The organism is Aeromonas sp. PS2Canimalfood6 (assembly GCF_048276795.1).
Classification (GTDB): Bacteria; Pseudomonadota; Gammaproteobacteria; order Enterobacterales; family Aeromonadaceae; genus Aeromonas; species Aeromonas caviae.
In genome coordinates this window covers 39,006-64,529 of record NZ_JBLUXC010000014.1, presented here as the reverse complement: position 1 = coordinate 64,529, position 25,524 = coordinate 39,006, and the positions used below count along the sequence as shown (strand labels likewise).

At 64.9% G+C, this 25,524-nt stretch carries 20 protein-coding genes, 1 pseudogene and 1 riboswitch; of the genes and pseudogenes, 16 read left to right on the top strand and 5 right to left on the bottom strand.

Annotated elements, in window-relative coordinates:
* Positions 1-43: 43 nt before the first annotated feature.
* The 8 genes and pseudogenes from ACNPAA_RS08495 to ACNPAA_RS08460 all read left to right on the top strand — a co-directional run bounded on the left by ACNPAA_RS08495 (position 44) and on the right by ACNPAA_RS08460 (position 8,221).
* Positions 44-442 carry a YcfL family protein gene (locus ACNPAA_RS08495; protein ID WP_069785670.1) on the top strand — a complete coding sequence of 133 codons (399 nt, stop codon included), beginning with the start codon at positions 44-46 and terminating at the stop codon, positions 440-442.
* Positions 442-1,038 (top strand): penicillin-binding protein activator LpoB, encoded by a 597-nt coding sequence (gene lpoB, locus ACNPAA_RS08490; protein ID WP_010674346.1) that lies wholly within the window; start codon positions 442-444, stop codon positions 1,036-1,038. Before ACNPAA_RS08495 ends, lpoB begins: the two co-directional genes overlap by 1 nt.
* Positions 1,028-1,891, top strand: coding sequence for a phosphotransferase (locus tag ACNPAA_RS08485; protein ID WP_041212851.1), 864 nt, complete (start codon positions 1,028-1,030; stop codon positions 1,889-1,891). The genes lpoB and ACNPAA_RS08485 overlap by 11 nt, the downstream gene beginning before the upstream one ends.
* Positions 1,892-1,942: 51 nt before the next feature.
* The gene (locus tag ACNPAA_RS08480) at positions 1,943-2,803 is read left to right on the top strand and encodes a DUF6279 family lipoprotein (protein ID WP_039038970.1); all 861 of its coding nucleotides are present in this window, start codon (positions 1,943-1,945) and stop codon (positions 2,801-2,803) included.
* Between the two features lie 106 nt (positions 2,804-2,909).
* On the top strand, positions 2,910-3,377 hold the full coding sequence (locus ACNPAA_RS08475) for a hypothetical protein (protein ID WP_041212852.1): 468 nt from the start codon (positions 2,910-2,912) through the stop codon (positions 3,375-3,377).
* Positions 3,378-3,525: 148 nt separating this feature from the next.
* Positions 3,526-5,328 carry a protein translocase subunit SecD gene (secD, locus tag ACNPAA_RS08470; protein ID WP_041212853.1) on the top strand — a complete coding sequence of 601 codons (1,803 nt, stop codon included), beginning with the start codon at positions 3,526-3,528 and terminating at the stop codon, positions 5,326-5,328.
* 109 nt (positions 5,329-5,437) lie between these two features.
* On the top strand, positions 5,438-6,352 hold the full coding sequence (gene secF / locus ACNPAA_RS08465) for a protein translocase subunit SecF (protein ID WP_029314368.1): 915 nt from the start codon (positions 5,438-5,440) through the stop codon (positions 6,350-6,352).
* A gap of 249 nt (positions 6,353-6,601) precedes the next feature.
* A pseudogene (locus tag ACNPAA_RS08460) lies at positions 6,602-8,221 on the top strand (methyl-accepting chemotaxis protein).
* Between the two features lie 54 nt (positions 8,222-8,275).
* Here ACNPAA_RS08460 and ACNPAA_RS08455 read toward each other — a convergent pair.
* A complete protein-coding gene (locus ACNPAA_RS08455; RefSeq protein ID WP_053288514.1) occupies positions 8,276-8,878 on the bottom strand; it encodes a DUF924 family protein in 603 nt (200 codons plus the stop codon).
* A 206-nt stretch (positions 8,879-9,084) separates the two neighbouring features.
* On the opposite strand from ACNPAA_RS08455, the gene ACNPAA_RS08450 reads away from it, so the two are divergent.
* The 6 genes from ACNPAA_RS08450 (at position 9,085) to ACNPAA_RS08425 (ending at position 16,630) form a co-directional block, all read left to right on the top strand.
* Positions 9,085-9,996, top strand: a complete 912-nt coding sequence (locus ACNPAA_RS08450) for a DUF808 domain-containing protein (RefSeq protein ID WP_041212856.1) — start codon at positions 9,085-9,087, stop codon at positions 9,994-9,996.
* A gap of 169 nt (positions 9,997-10,165) precedes the next feature.
* Entirely contained in the window at positions 10,166-11,956 is a 1,791-nt protein-coding gene (locus ACNPAA_RS08445) for a M3 family oligoendopeptidase (RefSeq protein ID WP_041212857.1), read from the top strand.
* A gap of 78 nt (positions 11,957-12,034) precedes the next feature.
* The gene (locus tag ACNPAA_RS08440; RefSeq protein WP_417891685.1) at positions 12,035-13,843 is read left to right on the top strand and encodes a M3 family oligoendopeptidase; all 1,809 of its coding nucleotides are present in this window, start codon (positions 12,035-12,037) and stop codon (positions 13,841-13,843) included.
* A gap of 184 nt (positions 13,844-14,027) precedes the next feature.
* Positions 14,028-14,567 (top strand): alpha/beta hydrolase YcfP, encoded by a 540-nt coding sequence (ycfP, locus tag ACNPAA_RS08435; protein WP_417891684.1) that lies wholly within the window; start codon positions 14,028-14,030, stop codon positions 14,565-14,567.
* A gap of 74 nt (positions 14,568-14,641) precedes the next feature.
* On the top strand, positions 14,642-15,934 hold the full coding sequence (locus ACNPAA_RS08430) for an NAD(P)/FAD-dependent oxidoreductase (protein ID WP_010674359.1): 1,293 nt from the start codon (positions 14,642-14,644) through the stop codon (positions 15,932-15,934).
* A gap of 378 nt (positions 15,935-16,312) precedes the next feature.
* Positions 16,313-16,630: a heavy metal-binding domain-containing protein gene (locus ACNPAA_RS08425; RefSeq protein ID WP_010674360.1), complete on the top strand. Its 318-nt coding sequence runs from the start codon at positions 16,313-16,315 to the stop codon at positions 16,628-16,630.
* A gap of 479 nt (positions 16,631-17,109) precedes the next feature.
* Here ACNPAA_RS08425 and ACNPAA_RS08420 read toward each other — a convergent pair whose 3' ends face one another.
* The gene (locus ACNPAA_RS08420; RefSeq protein ID WP_417891683.1) at positions 17,110-19,380 is read right to left on the bottom strand and encodes an LTA synthase family protein; all 2,271 of its coding nucleotides are present in this window, start codon (positions 19,378-19,380) and stop codon (positions 17,110-17,112) included.
* 251 nt (positions 19,381-19,631) lie between these two features.
* Here ACNPAA_RS08420 and ACNPAA_RS08415 point away from each other — a divergent pair, with 251 nt between their 5' ends.
* Positions 19,632-20,726: a hypothetical protein gene (locus ACNPAA_RS08415; protein WP_161470427.1), complete on the top strand. Its 1,095-nt coding sequence runs from the start codon at positions 19,632-19,634 to the stop codon at positions 20,724-20,726.
* A gap of 116 nt (positions 20,727-20,842) precedes the next feature.
* On the opposite strand, the gene lysC is transcribed toward ACNPAA_RS08415, so the two are convergent.
* Positions 20,843-22,195 (bottom strand): lysine-sensitive aspartokinase 3, encoded by a 1,353-nt coding sequence (lysC, locus tag ACNPAA_RS08410; RefSeq protein ID WP_315627968.1) that lies wholly within the window; start codon positions 22,193-22,195, stop codon positions 20,843-20,845.
* An 87-nt stretch (positions 22,196-22,282) separates the two neighbouring features.
* Positions 22,283-22,508, bottom strand: a riboswitch (Lysine riboswitch).
* Positions 22,509-22,617: 109 nt separating this feature from the next.
* Positions 22,618-23,946, bottom strand: a complete 1,329-nt coding sequence (gene argA / locus ACNPAA_RS08405) for an amino-acid N-acetyltransferase (RefSeq protein WP_041215931.1) — start codon at positions 23,944-23,946, stop codon at positions 22,618-22,620.
* 252 nt (positions 23,947-24,198) lie between these two features.
* Here argA and msrA point away from each other — a divergent pair, with 252 nt between their 5' ends.
* Positions 24,199-24,831, top strand: a complete 633-nt coding sequence (msrA, locus tag ACNPAA_RS08400; RefSeq protein WP_010674365.1) for a peptide-methionine (S)-S-oxide reductase MsrA — start codon at positions 24,199-24,201, stop codon at positions 24,829-24,831.
* Positions 24,832-25,133: 302 nt separating this feature from the next.
* Here msrA and ACNPAA_RS08395 read toward each other — a convergent pair whose 3' ends face one another.
* Positions 25,134-25,469 carry a DUF3802 family protein gene (locus ACNPAA_RS08395; protein WP_010674366.1) on the bottom strand — a complete coding sequence of 112 codons (336 nt, stop codon included), beginning with the start codon at positions 25,467-25,469 and terminating at the stop codon, positions 25,134-25,136.
* Positions 25,470-25,524 lie beyond the last annotated feature (55 nt).

The window sequence follows — 25,524 nt, the reverse complement described above, 5'->3', positions numbered from 1 at the left end:
TGAATGACCGGTCGGGCCGACGGCCACCGGCAAGGAGAACAAGATGAAAGCACAAGAGTTGGCCCTGGGCCTGGTTCTGCTGCTGACGGGCTGTGCCACCAATACTTCCGGCGTGGCGCTCTATGGCGCGGCCGGTGCGGCGGCGGTGGCCGAGCAGCATCAAAACGTCAACGTCACCCTGACCGAACTCAGCCGGCGCCAGCAGAACGGCCTGTTGCAGGTCAACGTGGCGGCGGCCAGCACCCAGCGTGGTGACAACAGGCTGCAATATCTCTTCTACTGGTATGACGACGCGGGGCAGGAGGTGGCCAGCGATGGCCGCGGCTGGACCCCCCTCAAGTTGCATGGCTACCAGACCCGCACCCTGTCCGCCCTGGCGCCGAGCCCGGCCGCCCGGGGTTACCGGATTTACGTTCGCGAAGTGATGGAGGAATCCTACTGATGAAAATGAATCATGCCCTGCTGATCCTGACCGGCGCCCTGCTGCTGGGCGGCTGCTCCAGCACCACCGTCAGCTATGGCGATCCCACCGAGACCGAGACGGTGACCGTCGATTACGGCTCCTCCGACTTGCAGGCCATCGCCGACAAGATGGCGGATTCCATGCTGGCGTCCCCGGCCACCAGCGAGATCACCGCCGGGGGCCGCCCGGTGATGTTCATGGACTCCATCCGCAACAAGACCTCGGAGCACATCGACACCGAGGCCATCACCGACACTATCCGCACCAAGCTGCTGCGCTCGGGCAAGTTCCGCTTCGTGGACATGAGCAAGGTGGCGGCGGTCAAGCAGCAGCTCGAATACCAGCAGGGCAGCGGCATGGTGGATCCCGCCACCATGGTGCGGCTCGGCAAGCAGACCGGTGCCCGCTACATGGTCTATGGCAACCTCGCCAGCATCGTCAAGGACAACGGCAAGGTGAAGGACGTCTACTACCAGATGACCATGAACCTGATGGATGTGGAGAACGGCGAACTGCTGTGGGCCGATCAGAAAGAGATCCGCAAACAGGCCAAGAAGTCCACCTTTGGCTGGTGAGGACCCGCGGGGGCAGGGGGATCTGGCGGAGCTGGCGCTCCTCGCCAGCCTGCCGGCGCCCTGGGATCAGGGGCGCCTTGAGCCGCTGGGCCAGGGCCTGACCAACGGCAACTACCGGCTCTGTCTCCCCACTGGCGAGCAGGCCTTCCTGCGCCGCGGTCATCCGGATCCGGTGCGCCTTGGCATCGACCGGGCCACCGAGTGGCAGCTCTACCAGGGGGCGGTGGGGCAGGGGCTGGCGTTGCCCTGTCATCACGGCGATCCCGCCACCGGCCTGATGCTGCTGGCGTGGTGCGACGAACCCAACTGGGCCGAGCAGGCGCCGCCTCTCGCCGCGCAGCCCCGCCTGATGGCGGATGTGCTGGTGCGGCTGCACCGCCTGCCGGTGCCGACCGTGGTGATGGCGGTGCGGGCCCACAGCGGCGGGTATCGGCAGCGTCTGGCCCATATCCCTCCCTGGCTGCCCGCCCTGGAGCGGGCCCTGCTCGCGAGCCGGGAGCCGGACGACTGCTGGCTCCCTTGCCATCACGATCTCAATCCGGCTAACTTGTTGGGGGCGCGGCCCTGGGTCATCGACTGGGAGTACGGCGCCGCCGGTCATCCTGGGTTCGAGGTCGCCAGCATTCAGCGCACCCACGGCTGGAGCGAAGAGCAGCGGTGCCAGTTGGAGAGCTGCTATCTTGAAGCCATGGACGGGGCAGCGACGGGGCTGGGGCCCCGGGGATTCCAGGCCGATGCCTTCCTGCCCTGGGTCGATTACATCGGCCTGCTGTGGGCGCTGCTGATGGCCGAACAGCAACCCGGGCCCGAGTATCAGGCCCTGATCGACATCAACCGCCAGCGCCTGGAGTGATGCCCGGCAACGGCCCGCGCGACGCGTGTATTCAATGAATGGGAGGCATGCATGGTGACCACATTCTCATGGCGTCAACCGCGTAGCTGGAGCCTGCTGCTGCTCTGCCTGCTGCTGACGGGTTGCGCCACCCGGGTGATCTACTACTGGCTCGACTCGGCCATCGTCTGGCAACTGGACGACTACTTCTCCCTGGACCGCAGCCAGAAGAAGCTGCTGGACCAGGAGGTGAAGGGGCTGATGGCCTGGCACCGGCAGCATGAGCTGCCCATCTATGCCCGGGATCTCGACGCCCTGGCCAAGGCGGTGGCCAGCCCCATGAGCCCTGCCCAGGTGACCCTGCATCTGGACAGAACCCAGGCGAGCCTGACCCGTACCCTGGAGAACGCCATTCCCCGCACGGTGCGCCTCGCCAAGACCCTGACCGACGAGCAGGTGGCTCGCTTCATGGCCGATCGGGTGACGCGCCAGCAGGAGCGTCAGCACGATTTTGCCACCCAGTCGAAGGCCGAGATGATCAAGGGCTTTCGGGAGAAGATGAACGAGCGCCTGGTGTTCTGGATTGGCAAGGTGAAGCCGGCCCAGGAGCCCCTCATCACGCAGTGGGCCGAGTGGCAATACGAGATGATGGCCCCCTGGCTCGACTTTCAGGAGGCCTGGACCAAGGAGCTGGATCGGCTGATGAAACAGCGCCAGAGCCCGGATTTCGGCCAGGAGCTGACCCGCTTGCTCCAGCAGGGGGACGGCCTGATGGATGGCCGCTTCACCGGCTACACGGACCAGTCCCGCCAGCGCACCATCCAGTGGCTGAGTGATCTCAGCCACTCCATGGATCTCTCCCAGCGGGCCCACCTCTACACCCTGCTCAAGGACTATGCCGAGGACTTCGAGGGCATGACCCGCAGCCGCTGAGGACGCGATGAGACAACACAAGGGCGGCGGGCCCCGGGCCTGCCGCCCTTGTTCTTGTGGGGCAGGCTGTGGTAGCTTGCCCTTTCTATTGTGTGGGAATTAACTTTTGAACCTGACCGACAACGTGAAACTGGCGGCGATGACCCTGCTCATCACCCTCGCACTGTTGTTCTCTACCCTCTCGGTGGAGGGGGTCAAGGTACCCGCGTTCCAGCCCTCGGCCCAGCAGGCCCACTCGCTGGCGGAGGGGGCGGCGCCTGCCGACGCAAGCCCGGCGGCCCACGGCGTCAGCGGCAGTGACGATGGCATCGTCAAGTTCGTCGGCTCCCACCAGAATCACCTGCTGCGCCTCGAGCACTCCCTGAGCCGCGATCATCAGCCCGGCAGCGTGGTCTACGAGCTGGTGATGAGCTGGTCCCAGCAGGCGATCCTGCTGCTGCTGTGCGGCCTGCTGTTCTATGCCGCCCTCTTCTACCCGGGGACGAGCTTTCGCGATCACTTCGCCGGCATTCACAGGCGCCGCCTGCAGCGCCGGCATCTGCAGTACCGCTTCGCCCAGAGCTTCCTCGCCTGACCCCGATGGGGTCAGCTTGCCACCTGTTGCCTCATCTTCTCTCTGTTGCTGTTCACTTTTAGTGAACGGCTAGGCTGTCTTGTTTCATTTTTTTGCACGGCGCGACCCCGGTGTCGCCCCTTGCCATCGCCTGACAGAGGCCGATTTCATGAGAAAAAAGAGTCATACCGTGTTGAACCGCATGAGCCTGTGGCAGTACGCCCTGTTGCTGCTGATGCTGGTCACGTTCGCGTTCTATTCCCTGCCCACCTTCTTCGGTGAGCAGCCCTCCCTCGGTCTGCACGGCCAGTCGCGCCTGAGCGACGCGCAGCGCACCCTGCTGGCCGAGAACCACATCGACCCCCTCAAGCAGATCGCCCAGGGTGGCCGGATAGCGCTGGTGTTCGCCAGCCAGGGGGAGCAGCAACTGGCCAAGCAGTTGCTGGAGCAGCAGGGGCTGGACAGCGCCGCCCTGACCCTGGAGTTCTACTCCAACGCCCCGGCCTGGATCAGCCGGCTCGGCGCCGATCCCATCAAGCTCGGGCTGGACCTGCGCGGTGGCTCCCAGCTGCTGATCGGGGTGGACGTGGATTTTGTCATCGACAACCAGACCAAGAACCTGGTGGATACCCTGCGCACCCGTTTTCGCGAGGCCAACCTGCGCGGCGCCAGCGTGATGCGCACCGCCCAGGGGAGCGTGGCCGTCACCCTGCCCGACGTGACGGGGCAGGAGGCCTGGCTCTCCATCATCAAGGAGAGTGCCGGTACCCGCCAGGATCAGTGGACACTGAGCCGTTCCGGCAATGCACTGACCCTGGTGCTGAGCGACGCCGAGCGCACCCTGCTGGTGAACAACGCCGTGACCCAGAACCTGTCGATCCTGAAAAAGCGGATCAACGAGCTCGGCATCGTCGAGGCCTCGGTGGTGCGTCAGGGGCAGGACGGCATCCGCATCGAGCTGCCGGGGGTGCACAACCCCAAGCAGGCGAAAGAGGTGATCGGCGCCACCGCGTCCCTGGCCTTCTATGAAGCCAAGGCCGACAGCCGCTTCTTCATGGCGGATCGCAGCGGCCAGGCAGTGGGGCTGGCCCGCCAGCCGGTGCTGAGCGGCGAGCACATCGTCGATGCCCGCGCCAACATGGGGGAGATGGGGCAGCCCCAGGTCAACATCGTGCTCGACACCCTGGGGGGGAGCAAGATGAACCAGTTCAGCCGCCAGCACGTGGGCAAGCCCATGGCCACCGTCTTCACCGAGTACAAGACCAACGCCGAAGGCAAGCTGCGCGCCCGAAGCGAGGTGATCAACGTCGCCACCATCCAGACCGCCCTTGGCAACCAGTTCCGCATCACCGGGATTGGCAGCCTGCCCGAGGCCCAGGAGCTTGCCATGCTGCTGCGGGCCGGGGCCCTCACCGCGCCGCTGAAGATCCTGGAGGAGCGCAGCATAGGCCCGACCCTGGGTCTGCAGAACATCGAGGCGGGCTTCACCGCCCTGGCGTTCGGCATGGCGGGCATGATGCTGTTCATGATGGCCTGGTATCGCAAGTTCGGCTGGGTCGCCATCACGGCGCTGGTTGCCAACCTGCTGATGCAGGTGGGCATGCTGGCGGTATTGCCGGGGGCCGTGCTGACCCTGCCGGGGATCGCCGGTCTGGTGCTCACCGTCGGCATGGCGGTGGATACCCATGTGCTGATTTTTGAGCGGATCAAGGACCGGCTGCGGGAAGGGGGGTCTTTGGCCAACGCCATCGACTTTGGTTATCGCTCGGCGTTTCGCACCATCTTCGATGCCAACATCACCACCCTCATCTGCGCCGTGGTGCTCTATGCCATCGGCTCCGGGCCGCTGCAGGGCTTCTCCATCACCCTGATCCTGGGGCTCATCTCCAGCATGGTGACCGGCATCTGGGGCACCCGCGCCATCATCAACCCCCTGTGGGGCAACAGCCGCGCCAAGCTGCTGAGGGTATGACCATGAACCGACTTCATCACCATGACGCCGCACCCGTGAGTCTGTATGACCTGCGCACCGACCGCTTCCTGCCGGGAAGTCTGAACCACCTGACGTCGAGGGAAGAACAATGCTGAGAATGATCCTGGCCATGGGGCTGACCCGCTGGCGCTATATCGGGCTGTGGGCCTCCGTGCTGCTGACCCTGGCCTGCGTGGCCGTCCTTGCGACAAAAGGGCTCGCCCTCGGGCTCGATTTCACCGGCGGGATCCTGCTGGAGTTTCGCATCCAGACCCTGAAGGAGGCCCATGAGCTCAACGCCCTGCTGACGGCGCCCCTGGCGGGGGTGGTGGAGCTGCACGGCGCCGGTGTGCCCGGCGAGTGGCTCATCAAGCTGCCCCCCCACGCGCTGCCCTGGGCGGCGGAGGATCTGGCGACCATGCTGGGGCAGCAACTCGCCCTGCCGGTGGAGCTCTTGCGCACCACCATCGTCGGGCCCCAGGTGGGCGCGGAGCTGTTCCAGCAGGGGATGCTGGCGGTGCTGGTGGCCTCGCTCGCCATCTCCGCCTACCTGGCGGTGCGCTTCGAGTGGCGCCAGGCCATCGGCATCCTGGTGTCGGTGTTGCACGATGGTCTGGTGGCCATCGGGCTGCTCGCGCTCTTTGACATCGAGTTCGACCTCAACGTCATCGCGGGCCTGATGGCGGTGATAGGCTACTCCCTCAACGACAGCATCGTCATCTCGGACCGGTTGCGGGACTTGCTGGGGTCTCGTACCCGCATGGGGATCCACGAGTGCTCGGACGTGGCCATCAAGGCCACCTTCAGCCGCACCATGATCACCTCGGGCACCACCCTCTTCACCGTGGGGGCCCTGCTCCTGTTCGGCGGCGACGCCCTCTACGGCTTCTCCTTCACCCTGTTCGCCGGCATCCTGGTGGGGACGCTCTCCTCCATCACGGTGGCCTCCACCGTGCAGGAGCTGCTGGGGCTCTCCCCCCAGGCCTACCAGAAAAAAGAGGAGGAGCTGGCCGAGGCGGCGTGACCGGCGAGCGCCCTGCCACGGGGCTCATGGGCGGCCAGTGCGGCCGCCCCGGGCAAAAAAGGAAGGCGAATGCCTTCCTTTTTCCATTCTGCCAGAGGGGGGCGGCGGTCCCGAAGGCCGGGTTGGGGCGGCGGGTGTGACGCGGCCGAGCAGAAGTTGAAAAGTGTAATGAAATGCATGTTTTAGGCGCTATTTTCGGGGCCCGCATCGGCTACCCTGGCAGGGAGTCTATGGATGGAGTAAGCACTCATGAATATCGCTCGTCGGCTTCAACTCATTGCCCTGCTGGTCATGCTGGCCCTGGGGTGTCTCAGCTGGTTCAGTATCAGCAGACTCTCCTCCGCCAATGCGGATCTCAGCTATGTAACAGACAACACAGTCCCCAGCATTTCCACGATCAAGGAGATACAAACAGACTTCTACGCCCTGCATTCATTGATCCAGGCGCACGTGCTCAACACCGACGACAGCAAGATGAGTCAGATAGAGCAGAGCATTGCATCCCTTCACACCAAGATGGACGCCCTGCTGAGCCAGTATGAAAGCGGGATGATCTCCAATGAGGAGGACAGGCAGCTCGTCGCCGATGATCGGCGCCTGGTTGCCCAGTACGGCAAGGCCTCTGAAGACGTCCTGCGCCTGTCCCGCGAGAACAAGAATGTGGAGGCCAGAGAGGCGATCGACAAGGAGCTTGCCCCCTTGTTTGAGCAGCTTTCCCAGGCCATCGACAAGCACGTCCACTTCAACATCCAGCAAGGTGACGCCGTCAAGCTGCGAGGCGAGCAGAATGCCGATAGCAGCATGCAGGCCCTGTTGTTCATCTCGGTGGGCGCGGGTGCCCTCACGCTGGTGCTCTTTCTCTGGCTGTTCAGGCAGGTCGCCAATCCCCTCCGTCTGGCCATGGCGACCCTGTCCGAGATCCAGCGCGACCTGAACTTCACCCTGCGGGCCAATGTGAGCCAGCAGGACGAGATCGGCCAGACGCTGACGGCGGTCAACCGCCTGCTGGACACCTTGCAGCAGACCTTCACCGAGTTCTCAGTGGGCAGCCTGCAGATCAAGAGCACGGCAGAGTCCCTCTCCCAGGCGGCCCAGCACATGGCGGAGTCGGCGAGTCAGGCCAATGACGCCACCAGCCTTATCGCCGCCGGGGTGGAGGAGATGAGCGTGAGCATCACGGACATCTCCCAGCGCACCCAGGAGACCAGCCGCATCACCAATGAATCCGGCAAGCTCGCCAGTGACGGCGGGGCCACCATAGAGCGCACTGTGCTCGCCATCAACGACATCGCCGACGCCATTCGTCAGGCCTCCCGCGATGTGACGGCGTTGGGGGAGGGGATCTCCCGCATCGGTGGGGTGGTGAACGTCATCAACGATGTGGCGGGGCAGACCAACCTGCTGGCGCTCAACGCCGCCATCGAGGCGGCGCGGGCCGGTGAGCAGGGACGCGGCTTTGCGGTGGTCGCCGACGAGGTGCGCAAGCTGGCGGAGCGGACGGCCTAGTCGACCCAGGAGATCTCAAGGACGGTGGAGGCTATCCAGCAAGGGTCCGAGGCCACGGTGGCCAGAATGGTCCTGGTGGAGGAGAAGGTGGCGCAAGGGGTGGCCATGGCGACGGAAAGCGGGGCCATCATCACCCAGATCCGCCAGGCCTCCCATCGCGTCATGGATCAGGTCGGCGAGATCACCCTGGCCATCCGCGAGCAGACCTCGGCGGCGGAATCCATCGCCCTCCAGGTCGAGCAGATAGCCCAGGTGGTGCAGCAGACCAGCAGCACGGCGGAGGAGACCTCCGCCGCCGCAGAGGAGCTGAACGTGACCACGGAGAATATCCACCAGCAGATCTCCCGCTATCGCATCCAGTGAGGTGCGGATCGGTTGTTCTCTCCCCGCCATGCCCATGGCGGGGATTTTTTTATGTCAGAACCCCGAACCGGGCTGTTGCAGGAAGGCGGCCTCTTCCTCCGTGCTCGCCCTGCCCAGGATGGCGTTGCGGTGGGGGAAGCGGCCAAAGCGATCGACGATCACCTGGTGGCGGCGGGCAAAGTCGGCAAAGCCTTCGAAGGTGGTCCGGGCCGGGTCTGTGGCCTGCTCGTCGGCCAGGGCCTCGAACAGGGCGACGCTTCTGGCCTGCTGCTCTTTGGACTCCGCGTGCTCGAGGGGCAGATAGAAGAAGACCCGGGCCAGCGGCGAGAGCCCCTTGTCGACCCCGAGGGTGAGCCCCTTGAGGCACAGCGCCCTGGCCTTGTCGTCCTGGGCGAAGGCGGCGGGGGTGTGGCGGTGAAGGTTTCGCGGCAGCTGGTCCAGCAGCAGGATGAGGGCCAGGCGCCCTGCGGGATCGTCCTCCCAACGGGCGAGCTCGCCCGCTGCGGCACGGGCCGCCAGTTCGCCGAAGCGTGAGGCCAGCAGGGCATCGGTCTCGCTGCTCTTGCCCCACCAGAGGGGGGCCTGACGGGCGGCACGGGGAGCGTCGTCTGCGTCATCGCCAAACCAGAAATCGAGCAGAGGTTGCCAGGGTTGCATGGGAACTCCTTGGGCCGGTGGCCGTGAGGTGAAAACGGAGCAGGGGATCTGCCATGGGGGGCTGCCGCCGTGGCGGCTTCCCGTTACACTGTGCCATCTTTTGCCCCAAAGGGTGATCCCCGGATGGGCCCGTGGTCCCCTGACCCCCTCATCACCCTGACCGGGGCAGCCCGGATGTGTCCCACTCAATAGAAGGAATGCCAGATATGGCCGGAGCCAGTTTGTTGACCCTGCTCGATGATATTGCCAGCGTGCTCGATGATGTCGCCCTGATGACCAAGGTGGCGGCGAAGAAGACGGCCGGGGTGCTGGGGGACGATCTCGCCCTCAATGCAGAGCAAGTCTCCGGGGTGCGGGCCGAGCGTGAGCTGCCGGTGGTGTGGGCGGTGGCCAAGGGGTCGTTTCGCAACAAGCTCATCCTGGTGCCTGCCGCCATCGCCATCAGTGCTCTTATCCCCTGGCTCATCACCCCGCTCCTGATGCTGGGGGGGGCCTACCTCTGTTTCGAGGGGGCGGAGAAGCTGGTCCACAAGTTCCTGCCCCACGAGGAAGAGGCGCATCAGGCGGCGCCGGTGCCCGAGGATCTGGCGGCCTATGAGCGCCAGAAGGTAAAGGGGGCCATTCGCACCGATTTCATCCTCTCGGCGGAGATCATCGTCATCGCCCTCGGCACCGTGCAGGGGTCGAGCCTGGGCCTGCAGATCGCCGTGGTGGCGGGCATCGCCCTGCTGATGACCGTCGGGGTCTATGGCCTGGTGGGGCTCATCGTCAAGCTCGACGACATCGGTCTGCACCTGCTGCAAAAGCCCGATGGCGGCGCCGTGCGCCGGGCGGTGGGGCAGGGGCTGCTGGTGACGGCGCCCCGTCTGATGCACCTGCTTGCCCTGGTGGGCACCATCGCCATGTTCATGGTCGGCGGCGGCATTCTGGTCCATGGCTGGCCCTTCCTCCATCATCTCATCGAAGGGACGGCGGACACGGTGGCCGCTCTGCCCGGGGTCGGCGGGGTACTGGCCGTGGTGACGCCCACCCTGCTGAGCGCCTTGGCCGGCGTGGTGGCAGGGCTGGTGCTGGTGGTGGCCATGACCCTGGTGAGCAAGCTTCAGCCCGCCAAATAGGTCGCTTGTCGGGGGAGGGCCGACAGGGGCCGTCGCACCCGGGGGCGCTCTTCTGCCGGTTGCCTCGAATGGGGGCTAGGCAAGTGCCTGGCCCCCTTCGTACTATCCGGTTTCACCCGCCCGCAGAGGCGGGGTGACCCGATATGGACGCAAACAGACAAGGACAACCATGAAACCACCCGTTTGGCGAGATGATCACATCTATGCCGCCCCCGACGATCCTGCCATCGAGGCCGCCTTCCAGGAGGCTGCCCGCGCCCTCACCCGGCTTGACGCCCTCCTGGCGGACCTGCCGGATCCCGCCCATCCCGTTGCGGATGCCAATGCCCTGCGCCACCTGCTGCGGGCCATCCGCCGCGAGGCCAACGGGGTGAAGAGCCTGGCCTGGAACAGTCAGGTCTATGGTTACAACCGGCTGAGCCAGAACGGGCGCGACGAGGAGGCCCGGGTACTGCTCTCCCGGGGCCAGCAGCTGGAGGCGACCCTGGCCCAGCGCAGCAAGCCGGTGGACCTGTTCTGGGTTCGCGCCCCCAAGTCACTGGTGCGCACCCTGCTGCAAGATCCCGAACTCTTCGAGCTGGCCTACCACATCCATCACGACAGAGCGCAGCAGGATCAGTGGCTTTCGCTCGAGAGCGAGCAGCTCATCGAGGGGTTGGCGGTAGACGGCCTGCAGGGGTGGGGGGATCTCTATGACAACCTGGTGGGGCGGCTGCTGCCGGTGGTGGAGGGGGTGCCCATGGGGCTTGCCCAGGCGGACAACCTGCTCGCCCACCCGGACAGGGCGCGGCGCGCCAGTGCCTGGCACGCCATCCAGGGTGCCTGGGAGGCGGAGCAGGAGACGGTGACCGCCATTCTCAACGCCATCAACGGCTGGCGCAACGAGCTCGGCCGCCAGCGTGGCAAGGGGCGCAGGCTGGATGCCCTCGAGGTCACCTGCCATCAGGAGCACATCACGGGCGCGACCCTGGAGACCCTGATGGCGGCGGCCGGGGAGCACAGGGAGCTCGGGCGCCGCGCCTTGAGGGCCATGGCCTGTGCCCAGCAGATCACCGACTTCGCCCCCTGGGATCTCTTTGCCCCGGCGCCCCAGGCCGTGCACGGCAAGTTCGGCTTCGAGCAGGCGCTGAATCTGGTGATGGAGGCCTTTGCCGCCTTCGATCCCGAGATGGGGGCGTTTGTCCGCATGATGGCCGACAAGGGGTGGATTGATGCCGCCCCGAGCGAGCACAGGCGAAGTGGCGCCTATTGCACCGAGTATGCCGATCCGCCCGAGCCAAGGGTCTTCCTCACCTTCGAGGGGACCATGGACAACGTCATCACCCTGGCCCATGAGCTCGGCCACGCCTGGCACAGCTGGTTGCTGCGGGATCTTCCCTTCGAACAGCGGGGCTACCCCAAGACGCTGGCGGAGACCGCCTCCCTCTTTGCCGAGATCCTGGTGCGCGATGCCCTGCTGGCCGCCACCGACAAGGTGGAGCAGCGCCGGGCCATCGCCTGGCTGGACGGGGAGCGGGCCGCGAGCCTGCTTCTCGACATCCCCGCCCGCTTTGCCTTCGAGCGCGCCCTGGTGACGGCGCGGGAGGCGGGTTACGTGGGGGCGAGCCAGATGCGGGAGATGATGAAATCGGCGCAGCAGCAGTGCTATGGTGACGCCCTCAGCCAGTATGACGAGCTGTTCTGGGCCAGCAAGGGTCACTTCTCCATCGCCGAGTCCGGGTTCTACAACTACCCCTATCTGTTTGGCTATCTCTTCAGCCTGGGGCTCTATGCCCAGCATGCGCGGGCCGGGGGCGAGTTTGTGCCCGCCTATCGCGCCCTGCTGCGAGATACCGGCCGCATGAGCGCCGAGGCGCTGGTGGAGAAGCACCTGGGGGTCGACATCCGCGAACCCGGGTTCTGGCAGGAGAGCCTGCGCTATGTGGAAGAGGCGGTGGTGCGCCTCGAGCGGCTGGTGTGATGCCTGCACGCGAAGGTGGTGGCTCTGGCCACCTGGATTTCACGACGGGCCAGGCCCGTCCCTGACGATGAGCGTTCGATGCAACAACGAGTCTATCCACAGCAGTGGCAAAATGATCACATCTACCCCTCCCTCGACAGCTGTGTCCTCGAGGCGGACATGAGCCTGGCCCGCGCCAGCCTGGCCGAGCTGAGCGGTTTTATCGAGGGACTGGCCCAGGTTCCTCGCACCCCAGGCGCCTTGCAGGACTTCCTCAGGGAGGTACGCCTGCGGGCCCGGCGCATTCGCGACATCGGCTGGAACATCGCCGTGCTGGCCGCCTGCAAGGGGAGCCAGGACGCCCGGGATCCCCTCGCCAAGCAGGTTGCCTCCCGGGCCCGGGCCCTCAATGCGGATCTGTTCAAGACGCTTGCCCCCATCGAAGATCTGATGCTGGGGCTGCCTGCGCCCGAGTTTGAGCAACTGATGGCCGACCCCCTGCTCGGGGAGGAGGGGTACCGGCTGCGCCACGAGCGTCGCCTGCAGGATCAGCGGCTGCCGGTGGAGGCGGAGCAGCTGGTCATCGGCCTTGGCACCGACGGCCTGCACGCCTGGGGCAACCTCTACAACGATCTGGTGGGCAAGATAAGGCTGGTGATCGCGGGTCGCGAGATGGGGTTGGCGGAGGCGAGCAACCTGCTCTCCAGCCCGGATCGTGCCCTGCGCAAAGAGGCCTTCGATGCCATCAGCGCCGGCTGGGAAGGGGAGCAGGAGACGGTGGCAGCCATCCTCAACGCCCTCAACGGCTGGCGCCTGGAGCTCTCGCGCCAGCGCGGCAAACACCGGCGCCTCGATGCCCTGGATCTCTCCTGCCACCAGAGTCACATCGAGCGGGCGACCCTGGATACCCTGATGGCGGAGACCTGGCAGGCCCGCCATCTGGGCCAGCGGGCCCTGGGGCTGATGGCCGGTCACCTCGGCCTCGAGGTGCTGGGGCCGGAGGATCTCTTTGCGCCACCCCCTGCCGCCAGCCGCCGGGAGATCCCCTTCGAGGAAGCGGTCGACATCATCGCCCTGGCCTTCGCGCGCTTTGACCCCGAGATGGGGGACTTTGCCCGCATGATGGCCGAGCGCGGCTGGATTGATGCCGCCCCCACCCCCAACCGGCGCACCGGGGCCTATTGCACCAAGTTTGCCGAGCCGGTGGAGCCGCGGGTCTTCATCACCTATGCGGGCACCATGGACAACGTCATCACGCTGGCCCACGAGCTCGGTCACGCCTGGCACAACTGGCTCATCCGCGACTTGCCCATGAGCCAGCGCAGCTACCCCATGACCCTGGCGGAAACCGCCTCCATCTTCGCCGAGACCCTGGTGCGCAGCGCCCTCTACGAGCAGGCCCGAAGCGCCGAGGAGCGTCTGGCCATTGCCTGGGCGGATGCCGATGGCGCCGCCACCTTCCTGGTCAACATCCCGGCCCGCTTCGACTTCGAGCGGGCCCTGGTGGCCGAGCGCGAGCAGGGCTATGTGTCGTCGGCCCGGCTCAAGGGGCTCACCGACGAGGCCTGGGGGCGCTGGTACGAGCAGAGCCTTGACCGCTATCACCCCCTGTTCTGGGCCGCCAAGGCGCACTTCTCCATCGCGGGCTTCGGTTTTTACAACTACCCCTACCTCTTTGGCTATCTGTTCAGCCTCGGGGTCTATCAGCAGCTGATGAGCCGCCAGGCCGCAGGGGAGGAGGGGGTGGCGAAGGCCTACCGCGCTCTGCTGCGAGACACAGGTCGCATGAGTGCCGAAGAGCTGGTCGAACGGCATTTGGGGCAGGACATTCGCGAGCCCGCCTTCTGGCAGGGGAGCTTGGCCCTGGTGGAAGCGGCGGTGGCGCGCTTCGCCCAGTGCGGCAGTTAACCTCGCCAGACCAGGTTTGCGCCATGTCCCGCCGGGGCATGGCGCTGCCACAGCCGCCCCGACGCGCGGTTTGGTGGCCCGAAGGGGCGTGATCCAAAGCAAGAAAGTGGGATGTTTTGGTGGCGCAAGGCCCTGTCGCTGGGGTAGTTTCGATAGAACCGACACAGTTTTTGAGGTCTTGTCCATGATCATCTATCTGCATGGCTTTGATGCCACCAGCCCCGGCAATCATGAAAAAGTGCTGCAGTTGCAGTTTATCGATGATGATGTGCGTTTCGTGCACTACAGCACGGTTCACCCCCGCCACGACATGAGCCACCTGCTCAAGGAAGTGAAGAAGCAGCTCGACATGAGCACCGATCCCAAACCCCTCATCTGCGGCGTGGGGCTTGGTGGCTACTGGAGCGAGCGGATCGGGTTTCTGTGCGGCATCAAGCAGGTGGTCTTCAACCCCAACCTGCACCCGGAAGAGAACATGCAGGGCAAGATCGACAGGCCGGAGGAGTACGAGGACATCGGCACCAAGTGTGTAACCGAATTTCGTAATAAAAATTCAGGAAACTGCCTGTGCATCCTTTCCGTCCGGGATGAAATCCGCGATAATCGGGACACTGAACGTGAATTGAAGAACTATTACGACATCGTATGGGATGAGCGCGAGACCCATAAGTTCAAGAACATCTCGCACCATCTGCAACGGATGAAGGCCTTCAAGGAAGCCTGAGCCATCACGTCAACCGATTTCGTTTTAGGGAGCCAATGGCTCCCTTTCGTTTTGAGGAACCAAGGAAAATCATCATGATGAATATTGTCGTTGTAGGCGGTGGCGCCGGCGGTCTCGAGCTTGCGACCAGCCTGGGTCGCAAGCTGGGCAAGAAGAACAAGGCCAATGTCACCCTGGTGGATCGCAACCGCACCCACCTGTGGAAACCCCTGCTGCACGAAGTGGCCACCGGCTCCATGGATGCGGGCATCGACGCCCTGAGCTACCAGTCCCACGCCAAGAACCACGGCTTCGAATTCCAGCTCGGCAGCCTGACCGACATCAAGCGCGACGAGAAGCGCATCGTGCTGGCCCCCATCCACGACGACAGTGGCGCCCTGGTGGTCAACGAGCGGGAAGTCCCTTACGACATCCTGGTGATGGCCATCGGCTCCGTCTCCAATGACTTCAACACCAAGGGCATCAAGGATCACTGCATCTTCCTGGACAGCCCCTCCCAGGCGCACCGCTTCTACAACAGCATGATGAACCGCTTCCTGCAGTTCGCCACCGAATACCAACCCGGTGACAAGGTGAAGATCGCCATCGTCGGCGGCGGCGCCACCGGCGTCGAACTCTCTGCCGAGCTCTACAACGCGGTGGAGCAGCTCTATGCCTACGGCTTCAAGAATCTCACCACCGACAGCCTCAAGGTGACCCTGGTGGAGGCGGGCCCCCGCATCCTGCCGGCGCTGCCGGAGCGCATCAGCGGCTCCGCCCACCAGGAGCTGGTGAAACTGGGCGTGGACGTGCGCACCGCCACCATGATCACCGAAGCGACCGCCGAGGGTCTGCACACCAAGGATGGGGAGCTGATTGAAGCAGACCTCATGGTATGGGCCGCGGGCATCAAGGCGCCGGACTTCATGAAGGAGATCGCGGGTCTGGAAACCAACCGCATCAACCAGCTGGTGGTGCATGAGACCCTGCAGACCACCCGCGACGAGAACATCTTCGTCATCGGCGACTGCGCCGCCTGCCCGCAGCCGGACGGCAAGTTCGTGCCGCCGCGCGCCCAGTCCGCCCACCAGATGGCGACCCAGGCGTTCAAGAACATCCTGGCCAAGATGAACGGCGGCGAGATGAAGCCCTACCGCTATCACGATCACGGCTCCCTGGTCTCCTTGAGCCGCTTCTCCACCGTGGGCAGCCTGATGGGCAACCTGATGCGCGGCTCCATGATGGTGGAGGGCTACATCGCCCGCATCGTCTACATCAGCCTGTACCGGATGCACCAGGTGGCCCTGCACGGCTACATCAAGACCGGCCTCATCATGCTGGTGGGCCGCATCAACCGGGTGCTGCGCCCGAGCATGAAGCTGCACTGAGTGCATGGCGGCTGCCGCTGCGAACATCAAGAAGGAGAGGCTTGCCTCTCCTTTTTTTATGGCCGACGCGAGTCGCTCCTGACAGCGCCTGCCGCCGTCCAGGGCGAAGACGCAGAGGGCCTAGGCAACTGCAGTCGTGTCTGCATCATCAAGGCCCCGCTTTCATCGTGGCCCGGAAGCCCTCTCCCCAGCACCGGTGCCCAAGGTCGCTGTGCGGGGAAAGTGGCACGACACAGGCCCTATGGATGGCTCCTTGATGAACCTGGCGGACGCTGTGCTTGAAGCCCCTGACCACGCCGGGCTTATGCTTTGGCCAGCGCCTTGCTACCATGACGGCAACGGTGCTTCGCGCACCCAGCCCAACTCACAGGAGACCTCATGATCCTCTCAACCACCCCCACCCTGGAAGGCAAGACCATTCGCGAGTACCGCGGCATCGTCGTGGGCGAAGCCATCCTCGGCGCCAACATCTTCAAGGATCTGTTCGCCGGCATCCGCGACATCATCGGCGGTCGCTCCGGCGCCTACGAAAAAGAGCTGGCCCGGGCCCGGGAGATCGCCTTCGAGGAGCTCAAGGAGCGTGCCCAGGCGCTGGGGGCCAACGCCGTGGTGGGCATCGACATCGACTACGAGGTGGTGGGCCAGAACGGCAGCATGCTGATGGTCAGCATCAGCGGCACCGCCGTGGTGATCTAGCCCGCCAGTGCCCGGCCCTGCATGGCCAAACGCCCCGTCACAAGCCGACCCCGAGGTCGGCTTTTTGTTGGGTGTGACGCGCAAAGGTGGGCGCAAGTGAGTGGGGCTCAAGGCCTGAACGTATCGAACGCTCCGATGATTCTGGGCTGGCCGGGAATGAGGGAGAAAATGGCCCGGCCCGGAGAAGGTGCGGGAACATGGGGAGGCACAGGGCCTGAAGGTCGGCAAAGTTGTTCAATTTTGCTATTCGATAATGAGTTATCGTTTGATATATCTAAACAAAAAATGACCTGTCAGGGGTCGCAGAGCCCAGGTCGGGACGAACATGGCGAGGTGCAGGCGGCACTGTACTCGCATCCCGCCCATAAAAAGAGGTCGCCCGGGCGACCTCTTTTTCGTCTGCTAGTTCGCTGCGGATCAGGGCAGGGCATCGGCCCGGAAGGTGTTGCAAGGATCTGTGTCCCTCGTGTCTCAATCGATCAGGGCAATGCATCGGGCCGGAAGCTGGCGCGGATCTGCGGCACCAGGGGTGAGGGGGCGAAGCCTTTCTCCTCCCCGAGCACCGGGTGGAGCAGGGGTTGGTCCCGGATAGGGGTGAGGTCCCCCGCCAGCAGCTGCCTTGTGGCTTGGCCCATCTGGTAGAGCTGGCGCACCGGGTCGAACTGGCGGGCGAGATCCAGCCCGTCCCCGGCCCGGGTGAAGGCCATCATGGGGATCTGGTAGCTGGCATCCCGTGGCGGTTTGGCGCCGTGGATACCCTTGCCCGCCGACATCAGGAAGGGCTGGTGGTCCCCGAAGGCCACCACCAGGTAGCGCTTGCCGGAGTTGTCCAGGGTCTTGAGCAGCCGCTCCAGGGAGGCCATGGCGTCCACCACCCCGGTGTAGTAGGTGTTGAGCAACTGGGTATCCGCCGGGCTCTGATCCGGGCAGGCGCCGCTGCGTTGCTGGGCCCGGTAGCGATCCCCGTCGAAGGGGCCGTGCCCCTGCATGGTGACCGCGTAGGCGAACAGGGGCTGATCGTCCTGGTTGCTGCGTTTGAGCAGGTGATCGATGAGGGCATCGTCGGAGATATAGAGCCCCTTGTGCTCGAGGGCGGTGAAGCGGGTATCGAACCAGCGCTCCTGGTAGCCGAGGGCCGGGATCGCCTTGGCGCGGCCCCAGAACTTCTCCACATAGGGGTGGGCGAACAGGGTCTGGTAGCCGCTTTGGGCTGCACTGCGCGCAAGGCCGGGCACCCGGTCCGAGAGGTAGTAGTAGGGCACCACCCCCTGTTTGAGCAGGCCCACCGGCAGGCCGGTGTTCATCTCGAACTCCGCCAGCACCGTCATGCCCCCCGTGGTGGGGGAGTGGATGGTCTTGCGCCATTGGGCCACGCTGGCGGGCAGGCTCAAGGTGGGGGCGGGGGCGCAGAGACGGCCCTGCCAGTCAAGCCAGAGCGACTCGTATTGCAGCACGATCACCAGATCGAAGCGGGGAGCCCTGGGCTGGGCGGGCAGGCTCAGCTCCGGGGTGCGCTCGTTGATCTGCAAGGGGTAGCGAAACACGTTGCCGCTTTGCAGCATCTCGTCCACCAGGTTGAACAGGTAGAGGCCGGGGCCGGCGCGGATGATGTCCCTGTGGTAGTTCACCGCCCTGTCCACATAGCGGATGTTGGCCCCGAGCAGCTTGTTGCCGGTCTGGGTGGCGAACACGCAGAGGGCAAAGAAGGCGGCGGTGGCGGCGGCGGTGCGCAGCAAGCCCCGCAGGATCCAGCGGGAGAGGGCGAAGCGCCACACCAGAAAGAGGAGCCCCAGCACGACGAGCACCGGCACCACAGGGTGCTGATCGAGCAGGATGTGCAGCAGGGCCAGCAGGTTGCCCAGATCGTCCCCCCCCAGCGGCACCCCGTAGATGGCGATCTTCATGAAGTTGGCGAGCAGCCCGATGCCCGAGAGGGCGGTGAAGAGCAGCCCCATATAGAGGCTGAAGCCTGCGAGGGCGCAGAGGCTCCAGCCCAGCACCATGCTGCCCCAGGCGAGGTAGTAGTGCTCGGGCCGAAAGCCCGACCAGAACAGGAATTCCCCCAGCTTGAACACCACGAAGCCGTGCAGCAGCACGAAGGTGAGGTTGCCGAGCAGCAGGCTGCCTGCCACCCGGGCGCGGTAGCTTCGGCGCAGCCGCGGCAGCAGGGTCTTGAGCACGGCGGCGCTCACCAGCAGCACCAGCAGCAGGCTGGTCATCAGGTAGAGGAGGTTGAAACCGCGCTCCGGCAGGGTCTGGAGGATCTGGCTGTATTCGGCGCTCTCCGGCCTGTCTGCCAGCAGCAGCCCGATGCGCAGCTGGTAGCGGCTGTCCAGGGCGTCGTCGGGGGCGCGCAGGGCGCTGTTGAGGCTCAGGGTGCAGCGCTCCTTGCGGCACTTCTGGCGCTTGTCCACCGCCTGGCTCAGCTGATCGATGCGCACCCCTTTGTCGTTGAGCAGCTCCACCCGCACCCTGTCCCCCTCCTGCAGGGGTTTGAGCAGTTGCCACTGGCTGCGCACCACCAGATAGAAGCCCCGGTTGTCACTTTTGTAGAGCAGGCTGTAGCGATTGAGGGTAGCGATGGGCTGATCCGCCGGGCCCAGAATGAGGGGGGCGGCACGCCCGAGCCAGCTGACGGGGTTGAGCAGCGGCAGGGCGAGGGTCAGCAGCAGCAGGGCGGTCAGCAGACCCAGCAACAGCCCGGCCAGGGGCTGGGAGGCGGGGCGGTGGCCGGTGACGGGGGCATTCATAAGGGCTCATCCTTGGAGCGGTCATGGCAGCGACGACTGCCTCTATTTTGACCCGATGGTGCGTGGCTTGTTCCTTGATGTCAATTTAATGACAACAAGATGAATATTCCGTGATGAGCACAGTGAAGCAATTTGTGATCCCGATCCGCCAGGGGCACTCATTCTGTGATGAAAGCGTCATCATGAGCCTTTGCTGCTGGTCTGGGAGGGGGGCGCTGTTTAGTCTCTCAGTAACGGTTGGAGGTACATGTATGAATCCCAAAGTTGCGGCGCGTCAGGCCAGATTGCTCCAGATGCTGGAGAGCAAAGAAGAGATCCGGATCGGGCGGGAGCGGGACTGCCCCCTGCCGCTGCCCCAGCTCGTCCGGCTGACCGAGGCTCACCCGGACGTCGTCAAGGTCTACGGTCACGGGCTCACCGCCGAGGTGTTCCATCTCAAGGTGGAGGGGCACCACTGGTGCCTGAAACGCTGCCGCCAGGACTCTCTGGTGGCCAATGTGGACGGCAAGACCGCCTTTCTCACCGAGCTGGAGCGGCGCCGGGAGATAGAGAGCCTGCGGGAGCTGCACCCCACCATCCTCTCCAACGTGGTCTGCACCAGTTTCGGCTCCGCCCGGGCCGGGGTGCTGGTCTCCCCTTGGCTGCGGGGGGAGCCGGTGCGCACGCTCTGCGAGCGGAACCTGGCGCAGATGCTGGCGGTGGAGGCGGAGCTGGCCCGCTGGGGTTGGTTTGACTGGGATCCGAGCCCGGGCAACCTGCTGGATGACGGCCAGCATATCTCGGTGTTCGATTTTGGCTACATGTGGCCCTTCGATCCCCTGCACGAGTTCAATTCCAACGGCCTCACCGATCCCGACTTCCACGTGCCTGAGCGGCTGGAAACCCGCACCCTCTCCGGGCTCTGGCTGGACGAGGCGGATCCCTTGCCGCTGTTTCGCCGCTGGCGCGAGCTCTGCCTCGCCTGGGCCAGGGGAGAGTTGCAATACCTGTCGCGGGAGGGGGCGAGCGCCCCCGTGCTGGCGCGGATGCAGGGACTGGTGGGGGAGTGGAGTGCGGCGCTGGCAAGCGACGAGGCGCTGGCGGCCAACTGGTGGCGCGACATGTACCGCAGCCATCGGCTCGACATCCTGGACGATCTCAGCGGCAAGAGCTGCGGCCCGCTCACCCTGCGCCGTCTCGACTGGCTGGAGCAGGCGGTACGGGAGCACTTCCCGGCCCTGGTGGACAATCTGGCTCCTGACGAAGCGGGGCTCGGTCAGGCCGGGTTGCTGCAACGGCTGGGAGGGCTGCGCGAGCAGATCCGGGCCAATCTGCTGCCCACCCGGGCCACCCTGGTCACCAGCTGATGGTGGAAGAAGAGTGACAAGAGGGGCGCCGCGGCGCCCCTCTTTGCTGAGTGGGGAAGGCCGCCCCGGGTGTGATGGGGCGGACGAGGCGCGCTGTGCGCCAGCGCCGGGGCGACTCAGTCGAGCAGTTCCCGGTGCAGGCAGTTGACGATGTGGCCCGCCTCGTCCTCTTTGACCAGGAAGCAGAGGTTGTGGGCGCTGGCGCCGTAGCAGATCATCCGGATGTTGTGCTCGCGGATGGCGTCGAACACCTGGCTGCCTACCCCGGCCGCCTCGCTCATGCGGTTGCCGATGAGCGCCACCAGGGCGAAGTCGGTCTCCACTTCGACCTTGCACAGCTGGCCGAGCTCCGCCAGCACCTTGTCGTTCAGGATGGGTTCGCCGTTGCTCTGGCTGCCGGTGTGATCCAGGGTCAGGGAGACGCTCACCTCGGAGGTGGTGATGAGATCCACCGAGATGCGGTGACGGGCCAGGATGCCGAACACCTCGGCCAGGAAGCCGTAGGCGTGGAACATGTTGAGGCTGTGCAGGGTCACCAGCACCTGCTGGCGGCGCAGGGCCACGGCCCGGAACAGCGGGTTGCTGCGGGTGGTGGCGCGGATCCAGGTACCACCGGCGGCGGGATCCTTGGCGGAGCCCACGAACACCGGGATGTCCTGGCGCAGCGCGGGTTGCAGGGTGGCCGGGTGCAGCACCTTGGCGCCGAAGGTGGCCATCTCCGCCGCCTCCACGAAGCTGATTTCGGGGATGGGGCGGGCGCGAGTGACCAGGCGGGGATCCGTGGTGTAGATGCCGGGCACGTCGGTCCAGATCTCGATGCTGCCTGCGTCCAGTGCCTCGGCCAGGAGGGCCGCGCTGTAGTCGGAGCCGCCACGGCCGAGGGTGGTGGTGCGACCATCGCCGTCGGCACCGATGAAGCCCTGGGTGATGACCAGGCTGTCACCCAGCAACGGGCCCACCGCCTGCTGGCAGAGGGCGCGGGTCGCCGCGAGATCCACGGTGGCCTTGCCAAAGCGGCTGTCGGTGCGCAGCAGTTGGCGCGCATCCTGCCACTGGGCATTGACGCCGCGCTGGTGCAGGAGTTCGGTGAAGAGACGGGTGGACATCAGCTCGCCGCAGGCGATGAGGCGATCGGCGAGTTCGGCGTCGGTGTGCTGACTGGCCTGACGGGCCATGGTGCGAATGTCGCCGAGCTGGGCATGGATGAGGGCGCTCACGTCGCTCGGGTTGCCAAGGGCGGCCAGAATGGCCAGCTGGATGTCGGCAAGCCTGGCGAGCTGGGCATCCTGTCCGGCTTCGTCCAGTTCACCCTGAGCCAGGCTCACCAGCAGGTTGGTGACGCCGGCGCTGGCGCTCAGCACCACCACCCGGGTCGCCGGATTGGCCAGCACCACGTCGGCGCAGTGGTTCATGGCCGCGGCATTGGCGACGCTGGTTCCGCCAAACTTGGCGACATTGATCGGGTTCATTGCATACTCCTGTCTCAAGGTGAAAATCCGGTTTCATCGGGCAAATAGAGAGGAGGAGGCAAAAAATGGCAGGAAAACGCGAGGATCCCGGCCAGAAGCACTCCACCTGCAGAGCCCATCCCGTACCCGCCCCAAGGTGGGGCGCGGTGTGGGATGACCACTACCGATGACAACCCGGGGGATTCAGCCCCCGCAGCCGACGTGGCGGTGTCCAGTCACTCGCCTCGTCTCGGCGCTGCTCCCCCTGACCCAAGTTCACCGGACACTGGTGTCCTCCCCTGGGCTGCCTGGGCAGCGCTCCTCTTCTGGTGCCACCTGTGACAGGTGGCGTGCATGTACAAATACCTTGGTCTGGATTGCACTGTCAATCGAGTTCGTAAAAAAGAACAAAATTGACGGTAACCAGGCACAAGATCAATCAGTTACGAAATGGTCTTGGACAAAACCTTGGAGCGACGCTGCCAGTTGTAGAAGCGCTGGCGCTCCACCGGCAGATCTTCGACTTCCAGGGGATCGAAGCCCCGCTCCCGGAACCAGTGGATGGAGCGGGTGGTGAGCACGAACAGGCGACGGATGCCGAGCCGCTTGGCCCGCTCGGCCACCTTGGCGATCAGGGTGTCTCCCCGGTTGGAGTTGCGATACTCCGGGTGGATGGCGACGCAGGCCATCTCGGCCATGGCTTCTTCCATGAAGCAATAGAGCGCGGCGCAGCCGATGATGAGGCCGTCCCGCTCGATGATGGTGAACTTGTCTATCTCCATCTCCAGCTGCTCCCGGGAGCGGCGCACCAGGATCCCTTCCTCCTCCAGCGGACGGATGAGATCCAGGATGCCGCCGATGTCCTCAATGGTGGCGGCCCGGGCCCGCTCGGCGCTTTCGCGCACGATCTGGGTACCCAGCCCCTCGCGGCTGAACAGCTCCTGCAGCATGGCGCCGTCGTCCTGATAGCTCACCAGGTGGGAGCGGGGCACGCCACCCCGGCAGGAGGCGATGGCCGCGCGCAGGTAGCGGGCGGTGCCTGACATCTCTTCACCCGCCTGCTCCAGCGCCACCAGCAGCTCTTCGGCCTGTTCGGGGAAGAGCTCGGAGATGGCCTCTCCGTGCCTGTCCATGACCCCCTGGGTGCTGCTGAAGCAGATGAGCTTGTCGGCTTTGAGATCCACCGCCACCCGGCGGGCTACCTCTTCCGAGCTCAGGTTGAAGCTCTCGCCGGTGACCGAGCAGCCGATGGGGGAGATGAGCACCAGGCCGTGCTGATCCAGCTGGCGGGTGATCCCCTCCACATCGATGCGACGCACCCGGCCGCTGTGGCAGAAGTCGATGCCGTCATCCACACCCAGCGGCTGGGCGGTGACGAAGTTGCCGCTCACCACGCTGATGCGGGCCCCCTGCATGGGGGTGTTGGCGAGCCCCATGGAGAGCTGGGCGGTGATGTCGTATTGCAGACCGCCGCACACCTGCTTGATGATGGCGAAACTGGCATCGTCGGTGACCCGGATCCGCTTGTGATACTGGGCCTGGATGCCGGCACGGGCCAGGGCCTCGTCATTTTGCGGACGCGAACCAAACACCAGTACCAGGCGGATCCCCAAGGTCTGCAGCAGGGCGATGTCGCTGACGATGTTGGCGAAATTGGGGTGACAAATGGCTTCCCCGCCGATCATCAGGACGAAGGTGGCACCCCGGTGCACATTGACATAGGGGGTGGATTGCCGAAAGGCATGGACCAGGCTGGGTTCGCGTTCACGCACGTGTTTCATTCCATAAAAAAGCAGCAATTCGCCCAATATATGAAAATAAATTCACAAATCAAGACTAAATATCGACTTGATGTTTTTTTGTCGCCATTTTGACCAGTGCGGGCGGGGAGGGGGAGACGCAGGCGAGGGCGGGAGGGTCGCCCCGGGGGCCGCTCCCTGGTTGATCCGGGCTTATAACCTGATATCTTCGGTGTTCCTTTTCGTCAGCCGCATTGCGCGGGGTTTTATACAAGGACAGGGCATATGGAGCAGATTATTTCACCGGCAGAGGCGCTGCCGGGACGGCGGGAAGCGCTGGAGATTGGCCAGGTGCATGCAGTAAACGGCCACCCGACCCAGGGGCCCTGGCCCGAGGGGATGGAGCTTGCCTGGTTCGGCATGGGCTGTTTCTGGGGTGTGGAGCGTCTGTTCTGGCAGCAGCCCGGGGTCTATTCCACCGCCGCCGGGTATCAGGGGGGGCTGACCCCCAATCCCACCTACAAGGAGGTGTGCAGCGGCCTGACCGGCCACGCCGAGACGGTGCAGGTGGTGTTCGATCCCAAGGTCATCAGCTATGGGGATCTCGTCAAGCTGTTCTGGGAACACCATGATCCGGCCCAGGGGATGCGCCAGGGTGGCGACATCGGCACCCAGTATCGCTCCGTCATCTTCGTCGGGGACGACACCCAGGAGGCGATTGCCCAGCAGAGCCTGGCCGCCTACCAGCAGGCCATGACGGCGAGCGGTGATGGGCGCACCATCACCACCCGCATCCTGCCGCTGGCCCCCTTCTACTATGCCGAGGATTATCACCAGCAATATCTGGAGAAGAATCCCGAGGGGTATTGCGGCCTGGGGGGCATCGGCGTCTGCCTGCCTCCCAGCCTGAATCGCTGAGGCGTCATTGCATACCACGGGGGCCATCAGGCCCCCGTGTCATTGTGATGAAAAATAATTGAAAAAAATGCGTCAGGTGGGGAACTAAACTGAACCCTGGCTGACCAACAGGGTAGCGACCACGGATGGTTGCCAAGACCAGACACATTTTTTGCCCCGAAATTCATTACTCTGACAAGCGCGATGAATTGACAATGCTAGCAAGCAGGGCTGCCCGATGAGGCGGCCCTTTTCATTGGGCGTCCCGCCTCACTCCTCGCCTCATTGCATCTCGTCCCCTTGCCGTCACGGCAGGGGCGGGGTCAGCTGATGGTGCTGTCGAACAGGTTCTTGATGAGGTCGATGAACTCGATGAGGAAGGCTTGCTGGGCTTCGCTGGGGGCGGACAACCAGACGGCGGAGAGCACCTCTTCCAGGTCGGCGACCACGGCATCGGCCTCCTGCATGATCAGGAAGCGCACCTTGGGGTCGAGCTGGGGGTTCTGCTCGCAGATGGCCATCAGGTTGTCGGCCACCCGGCTGCTCACCAGATCCTCGATGGTCTGGGCGCCGCCGCCTTGTTGCTGGCTCTCGAACAGACCCAGACTCTCTACCAGATACTCGATCAGCGCAATGTAACCGTCGCTCTCTACCACCATGATGGCTGCCCTTTCTTCATTGCCTTGGGGAAATGGTGCGTATTTTAGTGGCTGA